This is a genomic window from Amycolatopsis sp. NPDC051071, from assembly GCF_040682875.1.
GTDB lineage: Bacteria > Actinomycetota > Actinomycetes > Mycobacteriales > Pseudonocardiaceae > Amycolatopsis.
In genome coordinates, this window is record NZ_JBFBBY010000137.1 from 1 (window position 1) to 19,033 (window position 19,033).

Consider the following 19,033-nt stretch of genomic DNA (forward strand, 5'->3'; position numbering starts at 1 on the left):
ATCCAGCGTCTCCCCGACGGCTACGACACACTCGTCGGTGAACGCGGCCTCACCCTCTCCGGCTGGCAACGGCAACGGCTCGGGCTGGCAGGGGCCTTCATGTACTTCAGGGAGGCAGCGCGGCGGCGGTACCGAGAGGGTCGGGTTGTCGTGAGTGTTTTGGGTCGTTCTAACGACCCAAAACACTCACGAGCCTTAGGCGGAAGCGACGCGTTCCCGGACGTAGGCGATGTCCGCGGCTTGACCGTCGGCCGGGGTCTCGACGACCACCGGAGCGCCGGCCTCGGCCGCGACGGCCGCCAGTACCTCGGGGTCGATGGTGCCGTCGCCGCCGACGACGTTGGCATGCCGATCGCGTGTGGAGCCGAACTCGTCGCGCGAGTTGTTGAGGTGCACCAGATCGATCCGGCCGGTGATGGCCTTGACCTTCTTGACCGCCTCGCCGAGGTCCCAGCCCGCCGCGTACGCGTGGCAGGTGTCGAAGCAGAATCCCGCGCCGAACTCGCCGACCTTGTCCCAGAGCCGGGCGATCGTGTCGAGGTCGCGGGTCATCGCGTTGTCGCCGCCCGCGGTGTTCTCGATCAGGATCGGGACCGCGAAGCCACCCTTTTCCTGCTCCCGCTCGAAAAGCTTGCGCCAGTTGATGAGGCCTTCTTCGACGTCTTCCGCCGCGCCGACGTGACCGCCGTGCACGACGAGCCCTTTCGCGCCGACTTCGGCCGCGCCGTTCGCGTGCTGCGTGACGTTCTTCCGCGACGGGATACGGATACGGTTGTTCATCGACGCGACATTGATCAAGTACGGCGAGTGGATGTACACCTCGACCGGTGATTCCTTGATGGCTTCGCCGTGCGGGTGAGGTTTCGGCGCTTTCCAGCCCTGCGGGTCGGAAAGAAAGAACTGGAGAACCTCGGCGTCGCGTTCGGCGACCGCGGCCAGCGGGTCGTCGTCGCGGACATGGGCACCAATTTTCATGTTGAGGAAATCTACGCGGGGCGAAGCTCCGCCGTTGAGGGCGGTGGTGGAGCCGTCCTTGACCAATTCTCCCGTGCGCGGGCCAGGTGGTCACGCTCGTGGGGTAGCGTGAACGCGTTCCGTTAAAACCGCGTTGGGTCTCGAGGGGCGGAGGACGAACTCGATGGGGAAGACTGCCGGGCGAATCACGGCATTGGGTTTCGCACTTTCGGTTTCAGCCGGACTCGCGTTCCCGATGACCGCGATGGCCGCAGAGCCGAATCCGACCCTTTCCGGCGATTGCGCCGCGACGCTGCAGAACGGGAAGTCCGCCAACGGCCTCGTTCTCGACGCGGGTGCTCCGCTCAACTCACCTGAAGCCTTGACCGTCGGTCTCGACTCGAAGGCCAAGACCGCCAAGGGCCGGAAGCCGCTGCTCTCGCTGCCGGTCGGTGACCTGGTCAAGACGACCGGCCTCACCGACAACCCGGTCGGCGACCTCGTCGCGCACGGCGTCTGCCCGCCCGCACAGGGTGTGGTGAACGCGGTCGGCGCCATCCCGCAGAACCTCGTCGACACCCCGCCGATCGTGACCCCGCCGACACCCCGGCCGCCGGGCCCTGGTCCTGGGCCTGGTCCTGGTCCCGGCCCTGGGCCTGGTCCTGGCCCCGGTCCGAAGCCGCCGCAGCCCGAGCCCCCGAAGCCGGGTCAGCCGGGCGGACCGAGTAGCGAACTCCCGGTCGAGACCGGCCCGGGTTCGTCCACCGGCATCGGCGGCGATTCGATCGCCGGCGTGATCAGCAACGCGGCACTGCTTCCCGGCGACTTCGTCCAGGCTCCGGTGATCACCGAGATCGTCCCCGGCCAGGTGCCGCCGCCGACCGTCGACGAGAAGGACACCGGCAACGCGCAGGCCGTCCAGGCGCCGGTCGCCCCGGCCAAGCTGCCGATGCTCCTCGCGGTGCTGGCACTGGCCGTCGTCGCCGCGGCACTGGTCCGCGCGTGGCTGCGTGGCAAACCCGCCTGATTTCACTTTCCGTGACGCCCGCTTCCACTCGAATGCCTGACTTCTTCGAGTGAGCGGGCGTTACTCGTCTCCCTTAGCGTCGTTGTGCAGTTAGGTGAACCCGACGACGGAGGAGTCGAAGGCATGCGCGAACGGACACGGAGGGCGACAGCCCTGGGTGCTTCGGCCTTCATTCTCGCGGGCTCGGCCGCACTGGCCATGCCGGGAACGGCCGCCGCCGCCGAGGTCAAGACCGCCGCCTGCGGCGGATCGGTGACCGCGAAACCGGGGGACAAGATCCTCGGGAAGACGCCGTTGCTCGGCATCCCGCTGGACCTCGGTAACGCCGGCCCGGTCTCCGGAGTGCTCACGGGCACGATCAACGCACTGCTCGGCACCGTCTGCAAGGTGACGGTGACCGTGGTGAACGCCGTGATCGCGCCGGTCCCGGTGATCGGCGAGCCCGCCGCGGAGGCGGTGAACGGCGCCGTCACGGGTACCACGCAGGCCTTGACCGGTGGCGGCAAACCCGCACCGGGAAACCAGCCCGCGCCAGGGAAACCCGCCCCCGGCAGCGGCGGCCCGCAGCAGGGCGGGCCCGGTGCTCCCGCGCAGGGCGGCAACTCGGCTGGCGGCCCCGGTATCCCGGCGGCGAACAGCCCGCTGCTGCCCGGCACCTTCACCCCGAACTTCGGCGGCCTGCCGTGGGGAGTCAGCACGGGTTACGCCCCGATGCGCGACTACAGCTCCATCCCGACGGCGATGGCCGGCCTCTTCAGCCCTTCGCCCGGACTTCGCTACGGCAGCCAGATCCCGGGGTACGCACCGCAGTACGGCGTCGCGAACCAGGGTGAGCCCGGCGTCGGCAATCCGGACGTCCAGAACGCGGGACAGGCCGAGGCGCTACCGAACGTGAGCGACGGATTCACCCAGGACGGGAAACTTCCGCTGCTGATCGCCGTTTTGGCACTCTCCGGAGTCAGCGCGGGCTTGGTTCGCACTTGGGTACTACGCCGAATGGCCGCTGCGAGTTAGCCTTACTGCCTAGTATCTTCCTGGTCACTCTCTCGTTATCCCCGTTGGTAGTGCTTTTCTCTGGTGAAACCTGATGCACTGCCTCACGCCCCCACCGACCCGGAGGATCGCGCTAGTGCGGAAGACCACCATCTGGCAGACCACCCGCAAGGCGCTCACCGTTTCCGCACTCGCGGCCATGGTCACCGGTGGCGCGTTCCTGTCCGGCGGCACCGCCTCGGCGGCGACCACGCTGGCGAACGCGTGCAGCGGCACCGTCAACGGCGGGATCGGCGACACCGTCGCTATCACCGGCACCTCGGTCAAGGAACTGGTGCGGGCCGGCGCGCGGGAAGCGGGCACGCTGGCACTCTGGGACGTCGCCGCGAACGACATCGCCAAGGTCAACGCCATCTCCGTCGGGGTGGTCCCGAACGCCGCCGGCGGCTCGGTCGACGGCAAGGCCGTCGGCGCGGCCGTGCGGCAGGCGGTCAAGGAGACCAAGTCCTGGGGCCTCGGCCTCAACCCGGACAAGACGCTCGACACCATCGCGAACAAGGTTTCCGGCAGCTGTGGCCTGACCACGGTGGCGACGAACTACGTCGCACCCGCGCTGCCGACCCCCGGCACCACGTCCCCGCAGCAGGGCGGCACCGGCGGTGGCACCAACGCGTTGCCGTCGTCGCCGAACCTGCTCCCGGGCGGCAACGGCACCGGTTACGCCCCGCCGCGTGAGTACGGCAACCTGCCCGTCGCGCAGCCGGGTGTCGCGGTGGCGCCGGGCGTCCGTTACCCGGCCAACAGCCCGCTCCCCGGCGAGGGTGGCCCGCAGTACGGCGTCCCCGGTGCCGACGGCCAGGGCGCCGACGTCCGCAACGCGGGCAACGCCGAGGCGCTCGCGACCGACGGCATGCCGGGCGGCGACGTCCAGCTGCCGATGCTGCTCGCGGTCCTCGTGCTCGCCGGCGTGACCGCCGCACTGGTCCGCACCTGGGTCCTGCGCCGCGTCGCCTGACCTGAAACGGGACGCCGAAAGCCGCCAGGTACGCTTACCTGGACAAACCCTCCTGCCACGGACAGTCCGTGGCCGCGAGCCCATAGGAGGTGAGTGGTTGTGTCACGCCATTACGAGGTAATGGTCATCCTGGACCCCACGCTCGATGAGCGTACGGTCGCCCCGACCCTGGACAACTTCCTCAACGTGATCCGCACTACCGGCGGAAGCGTGGAGAAGGTCGACGTCTGGGGACGCCGCCGTCTGTCGTACGAGATCAAGAAGCACGCCGAGGGCATCTACGCGCTCCTCGACTTGAACTCGACGTCGGAAGCGGTCAAGGAGCTGGACCGTCAGCTCTCGCTCCAGGAGACCGTGCTCCGCACCAAGGTCATGCGCCGCGAGATCAAGCCGGCCAAGCCCGTCGCCGCCGCCAAGGCCTGAGCCGAAGGACTTTCCGATGGCTGGAGACACCGTCATCACGGTGATCGGCAACCTCACGTCCGACCCGGAGCTTCGCTTCACCCCTTCCGGTGCGGCGGTCGCGAACTTCACGGTCGCGTCCACCCCGCGCACGCTGGACAAGGCGTCCGGTGAGTGGAAGGACGGCGAGGCCCTGTTCCTGCGCTGCAACATCTGGCGTCAGGCGGCCGAGAACGTCGCCGAGTCGCTGACCCGTGGCGCGCGAGTCGTCGTACAGGGACGCCTCAAGCAGCGGTCTTTCGAGACCAAGGAAGGCGAGAAGCGCACTGTCGTCGAGCTTGAGGTCGAAGAGATCGGCCCGTCGCTGCGGTACGCCACCGCCAAGGTGAACAAGGTCAGCCGTGGCACCGGTGGCGGTGGAGGCGGCGGCTTCGGTGGAGGCGGCGGCGGCGGCGGCCAGTCCGGCCCGCCCGCCGACGACCCGTGGGGTTCCGCTCCGCCCGCCGGTGGTTCCGGTGGCGGCGGCGGTTTCTCCGACGAGCCGCCCTTCTGACCTGACAGGTGGTCCACCGCGGGCGAAAGCTCCGCGAGACGCCTCGAGACAACCACTACGTAGAAATCCAGGAGTAATACCGTGGCCAAGCCACCCATCCGCAAGCCCAAGAAGAAGGTCTGCGTGTTCTGCAAGGCCGAGAAAAAGGGCCGCCCGGAGAACATCGACTACAAGGACACCAACCTGCTGCGGAAGTACATCTCCGACCGCGGCAAGATCCGTGCCCGCCGGGTGACCGGCAACTGCAGCCAGCACCAGCGTGACATCGCCATCGCGGTCAAGAACTCCCGCGAAATGGCACTGCTGCCCTACACCTCGACCGCACGCTAAGGAGGCACGTCAATGGCGAAGATCATTCTCACCACCGACGTCGCCAACCTCGGTGGACCCGGCGACATCGTCGAGGTCAAGGACGGCTACGCACGCAACTACCTGCTCCCCCGTGGCTACGCGATCCCGGCCACCAAGGGTGCGGAGAAGAACGTGCGCACGATCAAGCGGGCGCAGGAGAGCCGTCGCATCCGCGACCTCGACCACGCCAAGGAGATCAAGGCGACTCTGGAGGGCCTCGGCGCCGTCCAGCTGACCGGCAAGGCGGCCGAAGGCTCGAAGAAGCTCTTCGGTTCGATCACCAGCACCGAGATCGTGGACGCGATCAAGGCCGCCGGCGGCCCGCTGCTCGACAAGCGCGTCATCGAGCTGAAGGACCACATCAAGACCGTGGGCAAGCACTCGGTCGGCGCCCGTCTGCACCCCGACGTCCGCGTCGACGTGCGGCTCGAGGTCAAGGCCAAGTAACACCGCTTCGGCAAAGGGCGGGACATCTCCTTCACGGAGGTGTCCCGCCCTTTGCTTTGCGTGGAACCCCACCCGGCCGGGCCGCGTCCGAGACTTGACGGGGGATCAGGGCATTATGAGACTCGACGTTGAGGCACGGGGACTCAAAAGGGGATCGGGAAGCATGGCTTACGACAGCAACGCCGAGCAGAACCGGCAAGAGAAGGTCACGGTGTCCGCGCCGGCCAACCCGGACAAGCCGGCGTCCACCGGTGGCGGCGGTGGGTTCAGCTTCGACAAGGACAAGATCGACGGCATCATCAAGAAGTGGACGGATCTGCAGGCCGAGCTCAAGAAGGACTACCGCGACGCGAACCTGATGGCGAACGTCAAGGCACCCGGCAAGGAGTTCGCGAGTGGCGACTGGGAGAAGCTGGCGAACCCGTCGGGCAAGGCGTTCCTGGAGCAGAACCAGAAGATGCAGGACTACGTCAAGAACTACATCGACCAGCTGACCGCCGCGAAGCAGAAGATCGCCACGAACGAGGCCGAAACCCAGTCCTCGCTCAACAAGCACAAGGCCGTGTGATGCGACGTCCCCTCGTACTTGTTTTCGCCGCCGCCGCGCTGGTCGCGGGCTGCTCGGGCACCAAGAGCGGTACGGCGGAGCCGTCCTATACGACCGGGGCCGGTTCCCCGAGCGCGTCGAGCGGCTCGTCCGGCTCCGCGCCCAAGGTGTCGAACCCGCTGAAGACCACCTCGATCGAGAGCAACGCGTGCTCCGCGCTTTCGGCCGGGAAGCGCTCCGAGCTCGGACTCGGTGAAGGCGAGCAGGGGACCACGAGCGCGGGTCCCGGCTGCTCGATCTTCGCCGCCGACGACAAGCTGAACCAGATCGACATCAGCCCGGTGCTCGCGAACAAGAACGGCCTCAGCGACGTCTACGACACGAAGGCCAACAACGAATACTTCGAGCCGACAGAGGTCGGCGGGTACCCGGCGGTGTACGCCGCGTCGCTCGACCACCGCAAGAACGGCAAATGCGGTCTCTTCGTCGGCGTGACCGACCAGCTGGCGGTGAACATCCTGGTGCAGTACGACAACGGGCCCGGCGCGAGTGATCCTTGCCCGGTCGCGCTCAAGGTGGGGGAAGCGATGATCGAGACGTTGAAGGAGGGCTGACCCGTGTTCCTGCTGCCGATCATTGCCGGGTACTCGGCCTACAACCTGGCGACCACCAAATCCGGCGATTTCGAGGCGTCGGGCGGCGATCGCAAGATCGATTGCTTCAACATCTGGGAGAAGATCGTCACCGGACCGGGTACCGGGTCGATTCAGGAGGGTCAGGCCGCGGCGACCCGCCTCAAAGGCGGCTACCAGGACAGGCTGACCACCATCGACGACCTGTCGAAGGAGATGGACGCCGCCTGGACGGGCAAGGGCGCCGAAGCGGCGCAGGAGTCCGGCGCGCATCCGCTGCGGACCTGGATGGAGGACTCCGGCAAGAAGCTGGTGGACTCCGACAAGTACCTCGGCGAGCAGAACACCGCGTTCACCACGGTGAAGGCGAAGGTGCAGCAGGTACCGAAGGACCCGCCGAAGAACAACCTGCTCAACTCCGTCACGCCGTGGACGACCGACACCGACCGCGCGATCCGGGACTACAACCAAAAGGGTCAAGCGAACGTCGACGCGTTCAACGAGTACTTCAAGGCCAGCAGTGAAAACGGCAAGAAGCTGCCCACCTACAACAAAATGGAGGGGCAGAAGAGCGACATCGACGTCAACGGCGGCGGCAAGGGCAAGGACAAGCCCGGCGACGACGGGCGGGACGACGGGTCGACCGGCATCCCGCCGGGCTCTTCGGTGCCCCCGGGCTCCTCGGTGCCGCCCGGGTCTTCGATGCCGCCGGGAGGTATGCCGAGCATCCCCGGTTCGAATATGCCGGGTTCGAACATGCCAGGGTCGAATATGCCCGGTGCGAACCTGCCCGGTTCGAATATGCCAGGGTCGAATATGCCGGGCTCCAACCTGCCCGGCGCGAACCTGCCCGGTTCCAACCTGCCGGGGTCGAACCTTCCCGGCGGGCAGTACAACCCGAACATCCCCGGCAGCGACTACAAGCCGCCGTCCTGGAACGACGGGACGAACGCGTCCGGCTTCACCCCGCCGAAGATCCCCGGTGCCGGTGGCTTCGGCCCGGGTGGCGGCGGAGGCGGTGGCTTCGGCGGCACCGACATCCCGGGTGCGGGTGGCTTCGGCCCGGACGGCGGGTTCGGTCCCGGCGGCGGCGCCGGCTTCGGCCCCGGCGGCTCCAGTGGTGCGGCCATCCCCGGCGGTGCGGGCATGGCGGGCGGTGGCATGGGTGGCGGCGCGGCCGGTGCCGGTGCGGGCCGCGGTATGGCAGCAGGCGGAATGGGCGGCGGCATGGGCGGTATGGGGGCCGGTGGCGCCAAGGGGAAGGGCGGCGAGGACGAGGAGCGCACCTCCAAATTCCTCGTCGGCGAAGACCCCAACGACATCTTCGGGACCGACGAACTCACCGCGCCGCCGGTGATCGGCGAGTAGTACGTACGAGCGGGCCGGGCGCGTGCCAAGATTGGGGCCGCGCCCGGCTTGTCTTGTCCCGGGCCGATGGACATGAACGACTAGGGGGCAGTTCCGGTGCTGGACAAGCAGGTCACGATCACGACCGGCACCCTCATCACGCTGATCCGCCGCCGAGGCGGCGAGCCGCATACGATCCTGTCGGAGACCCCGACCTGGTACAGCGACGAGGCACAGCGGACCGAGGACGAGCGGACCAACGAGGAACTGGCGCGCCAGGGCCTTTTCGGGCCAAGGGGCCTGCACCCCGGGTTCAAGGCGACACTCGAAGCGATCGCCAGGCCCACCCTGGAGTACTACGGCTGGGTCGACGGCGGTTTCGAGGGCAAGGCGCTGAGCTTCACCCTGCTCGCGGGCAGTTCCGGCGGAGAGGGCTTCGTCCTCGCCCGGCACAGCGAACACGACGGTGTCGCGCTCGCGACAGTCCGGCCGGAAGAGCTGCTGACCGAGTTCCTCGACCAGATCCCGAAGCTCGCACCCGGTCGCGGCCGCGCGGTCGCCGTCCCGAAAAGCCAGATCGAAGCCCCGCGATCGTCGTCGACGGCGCAGGACGACGGCTTCGAGGTGCTTCGCAGCGGACGGCAGAGCGCCGGCAGCCAGGAGGCCGACGAACTTCGCCGCATCCTCGCGCTACGCCGTTTGGGGACCGGCAGCCTGTACGTCGCGGCCCGCGGCCGGAGCGGCGCGCGGCAGCGGATCGAACGGCCGGTTAACTACATCGATACGTCCGAAGGCCGGTGGCTGACCGAAGAGGTACCGGGAAGTGGCGAGCCGAGGATCGCCTTCACACCCGCCGACCAGCACGTTCTCGCGGAACGGTTACGGAGCGCACAGGGCAGGTTGTTCGCATCCTGAATCCGGCGCCGTCCAGCCCGGCGGGTCACCCCTCTACCCTCCGTAGCATTCATCCACAGGGCACCCTTGTGCGCCGCCGTGCGACACGCCGAACGACGAGTTTCGCCCGACACGCCGGACGGAGTTGAAGAAAGTTCTCCACAGCGTCTCCACAGGCCCTGACCAGCGGCTTTGTCAGACCACCCCAACGTTGCCCACAAGTTGTACACAGGCTATGGGCCACCTGTGAAGGGATGCCCGCAGTCATCCCCAGGTTGTCCACAGGGTGGTCCCCAGGCGAAATTGCGCTCGTCCTTTCGGGGGGCCTACCGTGCCCGCCGGACGGGTACGCACCGTGGCGTTCGCCCGGTCCGGAAGGTGAACACGGGGGAGCTCGGGGGGCCACGGGAGGGCGGCCCGCGGGCGCAGGCGGAATGACCGGGGAAGTTCTGGCATAATCGAACGCGTGTTCGATGCTTGAGGAGGTGGCAGCAGCGGTGGCGCTGACAGACGACCGTAATCCGACGTACGCGGCGTCCGACCCGGGTCCCAGTGACCCCGGTCCGCGTGGTGGCGAGTACGACCGCCAGCCGCCGCAGGACATCGCGGCCGAGCAGTCCGTGCTCGGCGGCATGCTGCTGTCGAAGGACGCCGTCGCCGACGTCATCGAAGCCCTCGGCCCCGACGACTTCTACCGCCCGGCGCACCAGGCGATCTACGACGTCATCCTCGACCTCTACGGGCGCGGCGAACCCGCCGACCCGATCACCGTCTCCGCCGAGCTGGAACGCCGCGGCGAACTCGGCCGCATCGGCGGCGCCCCGTACCTGCACACCCTGATCGCGACGGTGCCGACGGCGGCGAACGCCGGGTACTACGCGGAGATCGTCACCGAGAAGGCGGTGCTGCGGCGCCTGGTCGAGGCGGGCACGCGGATCGTCCAGTACGGCTACGGCGCGGCCGCGGCCGACGGCGCGAACATCGACGAGGTGGTCGACCGCGCCCAGGCCGCGATCTACGACGTCACCGAGCGGCGCACCAGCGAGGACTACGTCGCGCTGGAAGAACTGCTTCAGCCGACCATGGACGAGATCGACGCGATCGCGTCACGCGGCGGGCAGTCGCAGGGCATCCCGACCGGATTCGCCGACTTCGACGATCTCACCAACGGCCTGCACCCCGGCCAGATGATCATCGTCGCCGCCCGTCCCGGTGTCGGTAAATCGACATTGGGACTGGACTTCGCGCGCTCCGCGTCCATCAAGCACGGCCTGACCAGCGTCATCTTCTCGCTGGAAATGAGCAGGACCGAAATCGTCATGCGCATGCTCTCGGCCGAGGCCCGGATCCGGCTGGCGGATATGCGCGGTGGCAAGATGTCCGACGACGACTGGACGCGGCTCGCGCGCCGGATGAGCGAGGTCTCCGAGGCGCCGCTGTTCGTCGACGATTCGCCGAATATGACGATGATGGAGATCCGCGCGAAGGCCCGACGGCTCAAGCAGCGCAACGACCTCAAACTCGTCGTCCTCGACTATCTCCAGCTGATGAGCTCCGGCAAGCGCGTCGAATCGCGGCAGCAGGAAGTCTCGGAGTTCTCGCGGCAGATGAAGCTGCTGGCGAAGGAGATCGAGGTCCCGGTGATCGCGATCAGCCAGCTGAACCGTGGTCCCGAGCAGCGGACCGACAAACGCCCGATGCTGTCCGACCTTCGTGAGTCCGGCTCACTGGAGCAGGACGCCGACCTCGTCATCCTGGTCAACCGGCCCGATGCCTGGGAGCGGGACGACCCGCGTGCGGGCGAAGCGGACCTGATCATCGCGAAGCACCGCGCCGGGCCGACGGCGACGATCACCGTCGCACACCAGCTGCACTACAGCCGTTTCGTCGATCTCTCACACGACTAGCGGCGCTTTCCGCAAGGCAGGGTCACCCGGGGTCCGTTCGAAGGTCTGCTACGAAATCTCCCAACGCTCCAAGGCGACATATGCTCTACTTGAGCAAACGCCACACTGTGGCACCTTGGCGCGAGGGAGATCCGGCTGTGCGTGTTATCGAGTTCGGCAGGTTCGGCGGACCGGAAGTGCTGACCGAGGCCGAGCGGCCCGACCCGGTGCCTGGCGACGGCGAGATTCTGGTCGACGTCGAGGCCGCGGGTGTCAACTTCGGCGATATCAAGAACGTCGCCGGGCAGTACGCCCCTCCTGAGACGCTCCCTCATGTGCCCGGCATGGAGGTAGTGGGCCGGACCCAAGACGGTCGGCGCGTACTCGGTTATCTCACCGCCGGTGGATATGCCTCCAAAGCCGTCGTCCGCGGCCGGGACCTGGTCGAGTTGCCGGACGGGGTCGGCTCGGGTGAGGCCACCGCATTGCTGGTTCAGGGGCTGACAGCCTGGCATTTGCTCCGTTCGGCGGCGCGAGTGCGGCCGGGGGAGACCGTGGTGGTGAACGCGGCGGCGGGAGGAGTCGGTTCCCTGGCGCTCCAGCTGGCCAAGCGTTTCGGCGCCGGGCGCGTGATCGCCACGGCCTCGACGGAGGACAAGCGGGCGCTGGCACTGGAACTCGGGGCCGACGTGGCGGTCGACGGGGCCGCCGACGGCTACCGGGAACGGGTTCTGGACGCCAACCGCGGCGCCGGGGTCGATGTCGTGCTGGACGCGATCGGTGGACGGGTGTTCGAGCAGGGTCTCGAGGTGCTCGCGAGCTTCGGCCGCCTGATCACCTACGGGGCTTCGGCGGGAACGGGCCTGCCACCGGTCGACCCTGGCCTGCTCACCATGCGCAACACCATCTTGGGCGGCCTCTGGTTGGTACCCATCCTCGAAGAGGCCGGTGCCGCCGGGCCACCGCTCCAGGAACTACTCCGCCTCGCGGCCGCACAGCAGATCAGACCGCTCGTGGGCGGCGAGTACCCACTGTCCGCCGCCGCCACCGCCCACGAGGACCTCTTGGCCCGCCGCACGACGGGCAAGCTCGTCCTGCGCGTCGGACCAGACGGGGAATGAGTTCGGGTAAGACCCGTGTCAGCGCGATGACTGCCCGGTGTCAGCGCGGCAAGCCATCGTGATCCCATGATCAGTTCACGGAACGCGGCCTCGGCGCCGCGAAAGACCAGCGGTACCGGCATCCGGATCTTCCGGCGGGTGGGCGTCACCGCGCTGGCCGCCACGCTGCTGGCGGGCGTGGCCGCGCCTGCCGCCACTGCCGGGCAGGACCGCCCGGAGCTGCGGGCGGCCGTCCAGGAGTTCGTCGACGCCGGGTTCGCCGGGATGCAGGTGCGCGTGCGCGACGAGCGAGGCGAGTGGACCAGCAGCGCCGGGGTGCGCGAGCTGGGCGGGACCGCGAAGCCGCCGACCGACGGGCACTTCCGGATCGGTAGTGCCAGCAAGAACTTCACCGCGACGCTGGTGCTCCAGCTGGTGGCCGAGGGCAAGGTCGGGCTGGACAGTCCGGTGGCGGGCTACCTTCCGCGGCTCGGGCTGGACCGGCGGATCACGACGCGGATGCTGTTGCAGCACACCAGCGGGTTGTTCAACCACACCGGCCAGTACCACCCGGACGGCACGGTCACGCCGGGAATCCCCTGGTCGGGCCAGGAATGGGTGGACAAGCGGTTCCACACCTACCAGCCGGAGGAGCTGGTGCGGCTGGCGTTGTCCAAGCCCGCGGTCTTCGAACCCGGCGGGGGCTGGAGCTACTCCAACACCAACTACGTGGTGGCAAGGCTGTTGATCGAGAAGGTCACCCGCCACCCCATCGCCGACGAGCTGGAGCAGCGGATCCTGCGGCCGCTCAAAATGCACGACACCCTGTCGCCGAGCGCCTGGCCGGGAATGCCGAAGCCGTACGCCCACGCTTACTACCCCTATGAGGACGCCGGTCAGCCGAAGACAATCGACGTCACCCACCAGAACCCGAGCTGGATCTCCAGCGCCGGGGACATGGTCTCGACCACGAAGGATCTCCAGACGTACTTCTCCGCGCTGCAGAGCGGCAAGCTCCTGCCTGCCTCGCTGATGGCGGAGATGCGCACGAGGCACCCGCAGAGCGACAGCCTCTACGGTCGCTACGGCCTCGGGCAGTTCTCGCAAGACCTGGGCCCGGGCTGTGCCCGCACCGTCCTGAACCACAACGGCAATGTCAACGGCTACGTGGCGCTGATGTACAGCACGCCCGACGGCAGCAAGACGCTGACCGCCTCGATCACCACCGGGGACTCCGCGAACGGCCCGGCGCAGGCGTTCCCGGCGGCGCTCGACAAGCTGATCAGGACGGAATTCTGCGGCTAACCCTCGTCGTCGATGGCCGCCAGGTGGGAGACGAGGTCATCGGCGAAGCGTCCGAGGACGCGGAACAGCCCGCGCACTCGGCGCTCACTCTCCCCGAGCCCGCGCTGCCAGCCGGACAGCGAGCGCGCTGACCAGGTCACGGAGGTCATCGGGCCGTTCGATGACGAACGGCCGGTCGAGTGCGGCGAGCAGTGGCGGGATCCAGTCGAGCCGCTGGGCGCGGATCCGGGTGCGGACCCACTCGCCGTCCGGTTCGAGGGTGGCGATGGACGGCGGGAAGACGGCGCGGATTTGTTCGGGTGCCGCCTCGATCCGCACGGAGACGTCGTGCCGGTGCGGCGTCTCCGCGAGGGCGGTCAGAACCCGCTCGGCGGGATCGAAACCGGACGGCACCTCGAACGTCCCCGCGTGCTTCTCGACGTTCTTGATCCGGTCGACGCGGAAGGTCCGCACCTCGCCGCTGGCCGAGTCGAAGCCGGTCAGGTACCACCGCCCCGAATGCGCCACGACGCCATACGGATGAACGACGCGTTCGCTGGCGCCGCCGTGACCGGCGAGGTAGGCGAGCTCGACGGGACGGCGATCTCGCGCCGCTTCCGCGACCGTGAGCAGCACTTCGGCCTCGGCCGAGAGCGCCTGCCGGGCCGGCGTGGTGAAGTCGGCGGTCGCCAAGAGCGCGTCGAGACGGCGGCCGAGTGTTTCGGGCAGCACCCGGCGGACTTTCGCGACGGCGCTCTCGGCGGCCGCGACCGAGGTGGTGATCAACCCGGCGCGCCTGCCCGCGACCAGCCCGAGCAGGACGGCGAGCGCCTCCTCGTCGGTGAACATCAGCGGCGGCATCCGGTAGCCGGGCGCGAGCCGATACCCGCCGTACCGTCCGCGCACCGAGCGGACCGGGATGTCCAGGTCGAGGAGGTGTTCGACGTACCGGCGGACCGTGCGCTCGTCGACGTCGAGCCGACCGGCGAGCTCGGCGACGGTGCGGGTGCCACCCGTCTGGAGGATTTCCAGCAGGGCGAGCACACGGGCGATGGGGCGGGTCACCCGAAGAGCGTCGCAATACCGGGCGGATCCTGTCCAGTATTGCTTTTAGCGTTGCCGGTGTCCCGCTTTCCGGTATCGAAAGGATCCACCGTGCAGTTCGTTTCCGTCCGCGTCATCAGCGACGACGTCGCCCACCTCGCCGAGTTCTACGAAAAAGTGACGGGCATCGAAGCGCGAAGGCCCGCCGAGCAGTTCGCCGAAATCGTGAGCCCGTCGTGCACGCTGGCGATCGGCGGCGCCGCGACGATGGCGTCGCTCGACGTGGGTACCGTGATCTTCGAGTTCCTCGTCGACGACGTCGACAAGGAGTACGAGCGGCTTTCGGATCTGGCCGCCGAGATCGTCCAGCCGCCGACCACGATGCCGTGGGGAAACCGGTCCCTGCTGTTCCGTGACCCCGGCGGCAATCTGGTCAACTTCTTCACGCCGCAGACGGCCGAGGCCCGCGCGAGGCTCTACCCGAGCACGCCGTAGTTACGGACGAACGCGGTGAGCAGCCGGGCGAACTCGGTCCGGTCCTCCTCCGGCCAGTCCGCCATCGCCTCGGCGAACACCGAGCGGCGGAACTCGTGCATACGCGTCACCTCGGCCCGCCCGTCGTCCGTGAGCACCAGGACGGCGCGGCGTCCGTCGCGCTGATCGGCCTCACGCCGGAGGAAGCCACTGTCGACGGCGCGTGCGACCAGGCGGCTGGCGCGCGGCTGATCGATGGTCAACGCGGCCGCGAGGCTGGTGACGGTACCCGGCTCGCCGCTCTCTTCGGCGGCTTCGACGGCGTCGAGCAGGCCCTGCACAGCCTGGTCCGGCATTGATTCGGCGCGGTCGCGGGCGAGCTTCGACAACGAGCGCCTCGCCTGACTCCGCCGGATGGCGATCATCGCGCGTTCCACGTCGGCCACGGCGTCCGCCATTGCCCGCCCTCCCAATTGCATGTACTTTCACATTTAGTTGCCACCTGCATGGTGAGTATCCATGAAACCCATCGGCTAGTGCCGCGAACCTCGCGCGGGAATAAGACGGAACCCGGCGGCGTCGTCTATCCTGGTAGTTGAAAGTTCAAACACCTGGAGCTGACATGACCCCGGTGCTTTACCTCAGCCACGGCGCGCCACCGCTCGCCGACGACGCCACCTGGACCCGGCAGCTCGCCGGCTGGTCCGCGGACCTCGACAAGCCGAAGGCGATCCTCGTCGTCTCCGCGCACTGGGAAGAGGCGCCGCTGACCCTCGGCGCCACCACCACGGTGCCGCTGGTCTACGACTTCTGGGGTTTCCCCGATCACTACTACCAGGTGAAATACGCCGCGCCCGGCGCTCCCGAGCTGGCGGAGAAGGTCCGCAAACTCCTCCGTTCGACGCAGACGCCAATCCACGACGCCCCCGATCGCGGCCTCGACCACGGCGCGTACGTCCCGCTCGTCGAGATGTACCCGGACGCCGACATCCCGGTGCTGCAGGTTTCGATGCCGTCACTGGACCCGCGCGAACTGTTCGACCTCGGCCGGAAGCTCGCGCCGCTGCGCGACGAAGGCGTGCTGATCATCGGCAGCGGCTTCTTCACGCACAACCTGAGCGCGCTGGGTCAGACCGACGGCACCGACGGGGCTCCGCCCGCGTGGTCGAGCGAGTTCGACCAGTGGGGTGCGGAGACCCTGCGGGAGGGTGACCTCGACGCGTTGCTGGACTTCCGGCACAAGGCACCCGCCGCGGCCCTCGCGCACCCCCGGATCGAGCACTTCGCGCCGCTGTTCGTCTCACTCGGCGCGAGCTCGTCCGAAGGGAAAGGCGAGACCGTGATCGACGGCTACTGGCACGGCCTCGCCAAACGTTCCCTGCAGTTCGGCTAACGGGAGCGGAGCACCCCGGCACCCGCCACCAATCCGAGCGCCAGCAGCGTGACCAGCCCGAAGGACACCGTCAACGACGTCAGATCGGCGACCCCGCCGATCAGCGACGGCGCGACGAGCCCGGAGGAATAGGTGATGGTCGCGACGCCCGCGATCGACTGGCTCGGCGTCGGCCCGCTGCGTCCGGCCGCCGCGAAGGCGAGCGGCACGACGACGGAGACGCCGAGCCCGATCAGCGCGAACCCGGCCATCGCCATCGCGGGATGCGCGGCGAGGACGACCAGCAACCCACCCAGCGTCGCGAAGACCCCACCCGTGCGGACGGTTTTGACCGAGCCGAACCGCCGCACCAGCGCGTCACCCGAAAGCCGGGCCACCGCCATCGTGCAGGTGAACGCGGTGGTCGACGCGGCCGCGATACCGGCCGACGTGCCGAGGACGTCGCGAAGGTAGACGGCGGACCAGTCGAGGCTCGCGCCTTCGGCGAAGACCGCGCAGAACGCGACGGCGCCGATGATCACGGCCGACTTCGGCGGCAGGGCGAACCTCGGCGGCGGGTTGTCGTCGGGTGCGCTGCGGACGTCGAGCACGCCCTGGCAGATGAGCGCGCCGGCGACGGTGAGCACGACGGACGCGATCACCAGATGCACGCGGGCGTCCAGCGCGGCATGCGCGGCGAGGGCACCGGCGGCGGAACCGACGAGCGCGCCCGTGGTCCACATACCGTGCAGCCCCGACATGACCGACTTGCCCATCTTCTCCTCGACCTCGACGCCGAGGGCGTTCATCAGCACATCCGAGGTCCCGGCGGCGGTACCGAAGACGAACAACGCCAGGCACAGGGTGAACAAGCTGCCTGCCAAGGACGGCAGGATCAGCGCCAGCGTCCAGTACGCGAGCAGTACCCGCAGCCCCTGGCGGGTGCCGAGCCGGTGCCCGATCCGCGCCGCGAGCGGCATGGTGAGCGAGGCGCCGATCGCGGGAAAGGCGAGTGCGAGACCGAGCTGGCCGGCGCTGATCCCCGCGTGTTCCTGGATCCAGGGGATCCGGGTGGCGAAACTGCCGGTCACCGCGCCGTGAACGGCGAAGATGGCGGCGATGGCGACCCGCGCCTGCCGCACCCGCCGCGTCGGCCCGGCGATGGTTTCCACTGCATTACTCACTGGGCCCCCAAAGGTCCACGAGACAACCCGATGAGCGTCAGCGTAAACTATCAGGAAGGGAACCTGAAAATTAATTCTGGGAGGATCTGCCGGTGAGCCCCATCCGGATGCCGTCCGCCTCCCCGAGCACCGCGCGGGCGATCAACGACCGTCTCGCCCTCGACCTGCTCGAACGCGAAGGACCGCTGACCGCCGCCCAGCTCAAGACGATGACCGGACTCTCCCGGCCGACCGTCGCCGACCTCGTCGAACGCCTGCGGGACGCCGGGCTCATCTCCGTCGTCGGCGAATCGGGCGCGGAACGACGAGGGCCGAACGCGAAGTTGTACGGCATCGTCGCCGAACGCGCGTACCTCGCGGGCCTCGACATCCGTACGCACGGCATGGCGATTTCGGTCGCGGACCTGCTCGGGCGGACCCGCGCGGAGGCGTCGCTGCCGTTCGATTTGGACGTCGACGCCGACGTGGCCGTCGAGCGCGCGATCGCCCTGCTGGAGACCACGATCGCCGAGGCGGGAGCGACCGCACTGCATACGATCGCCGTCGGCGCGCCCGGCCTGGTCGACCCGGCGACCGGTGGGCTGCGACCCGCCGATGGACTGCCGACGTGGCACGGGAAACTCGTCGTCGAGCTGCGACGGCGACTGCGTATCCCGGTGCTGCTCGAGAACGAGGTCAACCTCGCGGCCGCTGCCGAGCAACGCCTCGGCGCCGCCCGCGACCGGGACACGTTCGTCTTGCTATGGCTCGGTTTCGGTGTTGGCGCGGCCGTCGTCCTCGACGGTTCGTTGCGGCGCGGCGCGTCGGGCGGCGCGGGAGAGATCGGGTTCCTGCCGATGCTCGGCCCCGGGCGGCTCCCGACGGCGACCGACTGCGACGGCGGTTTCCACACCTTGGCGGGCAGCGCCGCGATCTGCGAGCTGGCCCGTACGCACGGCATCCCGGCTTCAGAAGCCGACACCGCCGAAGCAGCTCTCGTGTACGCGATCGAATCAGGCGCCGAAGAGTTCCTGGCGATCGTCGCCGAGCGGATCGCGATCGGCGCCGCTGCCATCACGGCGGTACTGGACCCCGGCTGTGTCGTACTCGGCGGCGAACTGGGCCGCGCCGGCGGCGACGCGCTGGCGGACCGGGTGAGCAGGCGGCTCGCGGAGATCTCGCCGCTGCGGACCGAGGTGCGGGCGGGCACCGTCGGCGGCGGCGGGGTGCTCGAAGGCGCGGTCCTGACCGCGATGGGCGCGGCTCAAGACGCCCTGTTCACCCCGAGGGCTGACTAGCGCTGCTAGAAAACCTAGCGATAGCAAAGGTCCCTTGCTCCCCCGGCGGGGCCGGCAGGGCTGGCGGTCCGGGGGTCGTGAGTGGCAATTGGCGACCAGGCGGCGAGGCGCCCCCCAGAGCGAAGCGCGCCAAGTACATGAAGGCCCCCTTCCTTGCGCTAGGCGCCAGGGCCCCGGCAAAGTCGGTTGCCTGGATGAGGGCAGGCACGGTCTCTGGTTGATCATGTGAGTGTCTAAGTCCCATGATCGT

General features: G+C 68.7%; 21 protein-coding genes. 17 read left to right on the forward strand and 4 right to left on the reverse strand.

Annotated features, from left to right (window positions below):
• Positions 1-195: 195 nt before the first annotated feature.
• Positions 196-975, reverse strand: coding sequence for a deoxyribonuclease IV (locus AB0M65_RS31665; protein ID WP_364035805.1), 780 nt, complete (start codon positions 973-975; stop codon positions 196-198).
• A gap of 163 nt (positions 976-1,138) precedes the next feature.
• On the opposite strand from AB0M65_RS31665, the gene AB0M65_RS31670 reads away from it, so the two are divergent.
• The 14 genes from AB0M65_RS31670 to AB0M65_RS31735 all read left to right on the forward strand — a co-directional run bounded on the left by AB0M65_RS31670 (position 1,139) and on the right by AB0M65_RS31735 (position 13,453).
• Positions 1,139-1,981 carry a hypothetical protein gene (locus AB0M65_RS31670; protein WP_364035808.1) on the forward strand — a complete coding sequence of 281 codons (843 nt, stop codon included), beginning with the start codon at positions 1,139-1,141 and terminating at the stop codon, positions 1,979-1,981.
• 123 nt (positions 1,982-2,104) lie between these two features.
• Complete coding sequence (locus AB0M65_RS31675; protein WP_364035811.1) at positions 2,105-2,995, forward strand: hypothetical protein; 891 nt, start codon at positions 2,105-2,107, stop codon at positions 2,993-2,995.
• Between the two features lie 115 nt (positions 2,996-3,110).
• The gene (locus AB0M65_RS31680) at positions 3,111-3,989 is read left to right on the forward strand and encodes a hypothetical protein (protein WP_364035814.1); all 879 of its coding nucleotides are present in this window, start codon (positions 3,111-3,113) and stop codon (positions 3,987-3,989) included.
• 99 nt (positions 3,990-4,088) lie between these two features.
• The gene (rpsF, locus tag AB0M65_RS31685; protein ID WP_364035817.1) at positions 4,089-4,412 is read left to right on the forward strand and encodes a 30S ribosomal protein S6; all 324 of its coding nucleotides are present in this window, start codon (positions 4,089-4,091) and stop codon (positions 4,410-4,412) included.
• A gap of 16 nt (positions 4,413-4,428) precedes the next feature.
• Positions 4,429-4,944 (forward strand): single-stranded DNA-binding protein, encoded by a 516-nt coding sequence (locus AB0M65_RS31690; RefSeq protein WP_364035820.1) that lies wholly within the window; start codon positions 4,429-4,431, stop codon positions 4,942-4,944.
• An 81-nt stretch (positions 4,945-5,025) separates the two neighbouring features.
• Entirely contained in the window at positions 5,026-5,274 is a 249-nt protein-coding gene (gene rpsR, locus AB0M65_RS31695) for a 30S ribosomal protein S18 (RefSeq protein WP_005168122.1), read from the forward strand.
• A gap of 12 nt (positions 5,275-5,286) precedes the next feature.
• A complete protein-coding gene (gene rplI, locus AB0M65_RS31700) occupies positions 5,287-5,742 on the forward strand; it encodes a 50S ribosomal protein L9 (RefSeq protein WP_364035824.1) in 456 nt (151 codons plus the stop codon).
• Between the two features lie 163 nt (positions 5,743-5,905).
• On the forward strand, positions 5,906-6,310 hold the full coding sequence (locus AB0M65_RS31705) for a hypothetical protein (RefSeq protein ID WP_364035827.1): 405 nt from the start codon (positions 5,906-5,908) through the stop codon (positions 6,308-6,310).
• On the forward strand, positions 6,310-6,903 hold the full coding sequence (locus tag AB0M65_RS31710; protein WP_364035830.1) for a DUF3558 domain-containing protein: 594 nt from the start codon (positions 6,310-6,312) through the stop codon (positions 6,901-6,903). Before AB0M65_RS31705 ends, AB0M65_RS31710 begins: the two co-directional genes overlap by 1 nt.
• 3 nt (positions 6,904-6,906) lie before the next feature.
• Positions 6,907-8,289: a pentapeptide repeat-containing protein gene (locus AB0M65_RS31715; protein ID WP_364035833.1), complete on the forward strand. Its 1,383-nt coding sequence runs from the start codon at positions 6,907-6,909 to the stop codon at positions 8,287-8,289.
• 96 nt (positions 8,290-8,385) lie between these two features.
• Positions 8,386-9,183: an ESX secretion-associated protein EspG gene (locus AB0M65_RS31720; protein ID WP_364035836.1), complete on the forward strand. Its 798-nt coding sequence runs from the start codon at positions 8,386-8,388 to the stop codon at positions 9,181-9,183.
• A gap of 476 nt (positions 9,184-9,659) precedes the next feature.
• Positions 9,660-11,069, forward strand: a complete 1,410-nt coding sequence (dnaB, locus tag AB0M65_RS31725; RefSeq protein WP_364035863.1) for a replicative DNA helicase — start codon at positions 9,660-9,662, stop codon at positions 11,067-11,069.
• A gap of 137 nt (positions 11,070-11,206) precedes the next feature.
• Positions 11,207-12,169 carry a zinc-binding dehydrogenase gene (locus tag AB0M65_RS31730; protein WP_364035839.1) on the forward strand — a complete coding sequence of 321 codons (963 nt, stop codon included), beginning with the start codon at positions 11,207-11,209 and terminating at the stop codon, positions 12,167-12,169.
• Between the two features lie 66 nt (positions 12,170-12,235).
• Entirely contained in the window at positions 12,236-13,453 is a 1,218-nt protein-coding gene (locus AB0M65_RS31735) for a serine hydrolase domain-containing protein (RefSeq protein ID WP_364035842.1), read from the forward strand.
• 84 nt (positions 13,454-13,537) lie between these two features.
• On the opposite strand, the gene AB0M65_RS31740 is transcribed toward AB0M65_RS31735, so the two are convergent.
• The gene (locus tag AB0M65_RS31740; RefSeq protein ID WP_364035845.1) at positions 13,538-14,497 is read right to left on the reverse strand and encodes a YafY family protein; all 960 of its coding nucleotides are present in this window, start codon (positions 14,495-14,497) and stop codon (positions 13,538-13,540) included.
• Positions 14,498-14,587: 90 nt separating this feature from the next.
• Here AB0M65_RS31740 and AB0M65_RS31745 point away from each other — a divergent pair, with 90 nt between their 5' ends.
• Positions 14,588-14,971: a VOC family protein gene (locus tag AB0M65_RS31745; protein WP_364035848.1), complete on the forward strand. Its 384-nt coding sequence runs from the start codon at positions 14,588-14,590 to the stop codon at positions 14,969-14,971.
• Here AB0M65_RS31745 and AB0M65_RS31750 read toward each other — a convergent pair.
• The gene (locus AB0M65_RS31750; RefSeq protein WP_364035851.1) at positions 14,953-15,408 is read right to left on the reverse strand and encodes a MarR family winged helix-turn-helix transcriptional regulator; all 456 of its coding nucleotides are present in this window, start codon (positions 15,406-15,408) and stop codon (positions 14,953-14,955) included. The two genes, AB0M65_RS31745 and AB0M65_RS31750, sit on opposite strands and share 19 nt — an antisense overlap.
• A gap of 164 nt (positions 15,409-15,572) precedes the next feature.
• On the opposite strand from AB0M65_RS31750, the gene AB0M65_RS31755 reads away from it, so the two are divergent.
• Positions 15,573-16,343: a class III extradiol ring-cleavage dioxygenase gene (locus tag AB0M65_RS31755; RefSeq protein WP_364035854.1), complete on the forward strand. Its 771-nt coding sequence runs from the start codon at positions 15,573-15,575 to the stop codon at positions 16,341-16,343.
• Here the strand turns inward: AB0M65_RS31755 and AB0M65_RS31760 are convergent.
• The gene (locus AB0M65_RS31760) at positions 16,340-17,506 is read right to left on the reverse strand and encodes an MFS transporter (protein ID WP_364035857.1); all 1,167 of its coding nucleotides are present in this window, start codon (positions 17,504-17,506) and stop codon (positions 16,340-16,342) included. The two genes, AB0M65_RS31755 and AB0M65_RS31760, sit on opposite strands and share 4 nt — an antisense overlap.
• Positions 17,507-17,598: 92 nt before the next feature.
• Here AB0M65_RS31760 and AB0M65_RS31765 point away from each other — a divergent pair, with 92 nt between their 5' ends.
• On the forward strand, positions 17,599-18,783 hold the full coding sequence (locus tag AB0M65_RS31765; protein ID WP_364035860.1) for an ROK family transcriptional regulator: 1,185 nt from the start codon (positions 17,599-17,601) through the stop codon (positions 18,781-18,783).
• Positions 18,784-19,033: the final 250 nt, after the last annotated feature.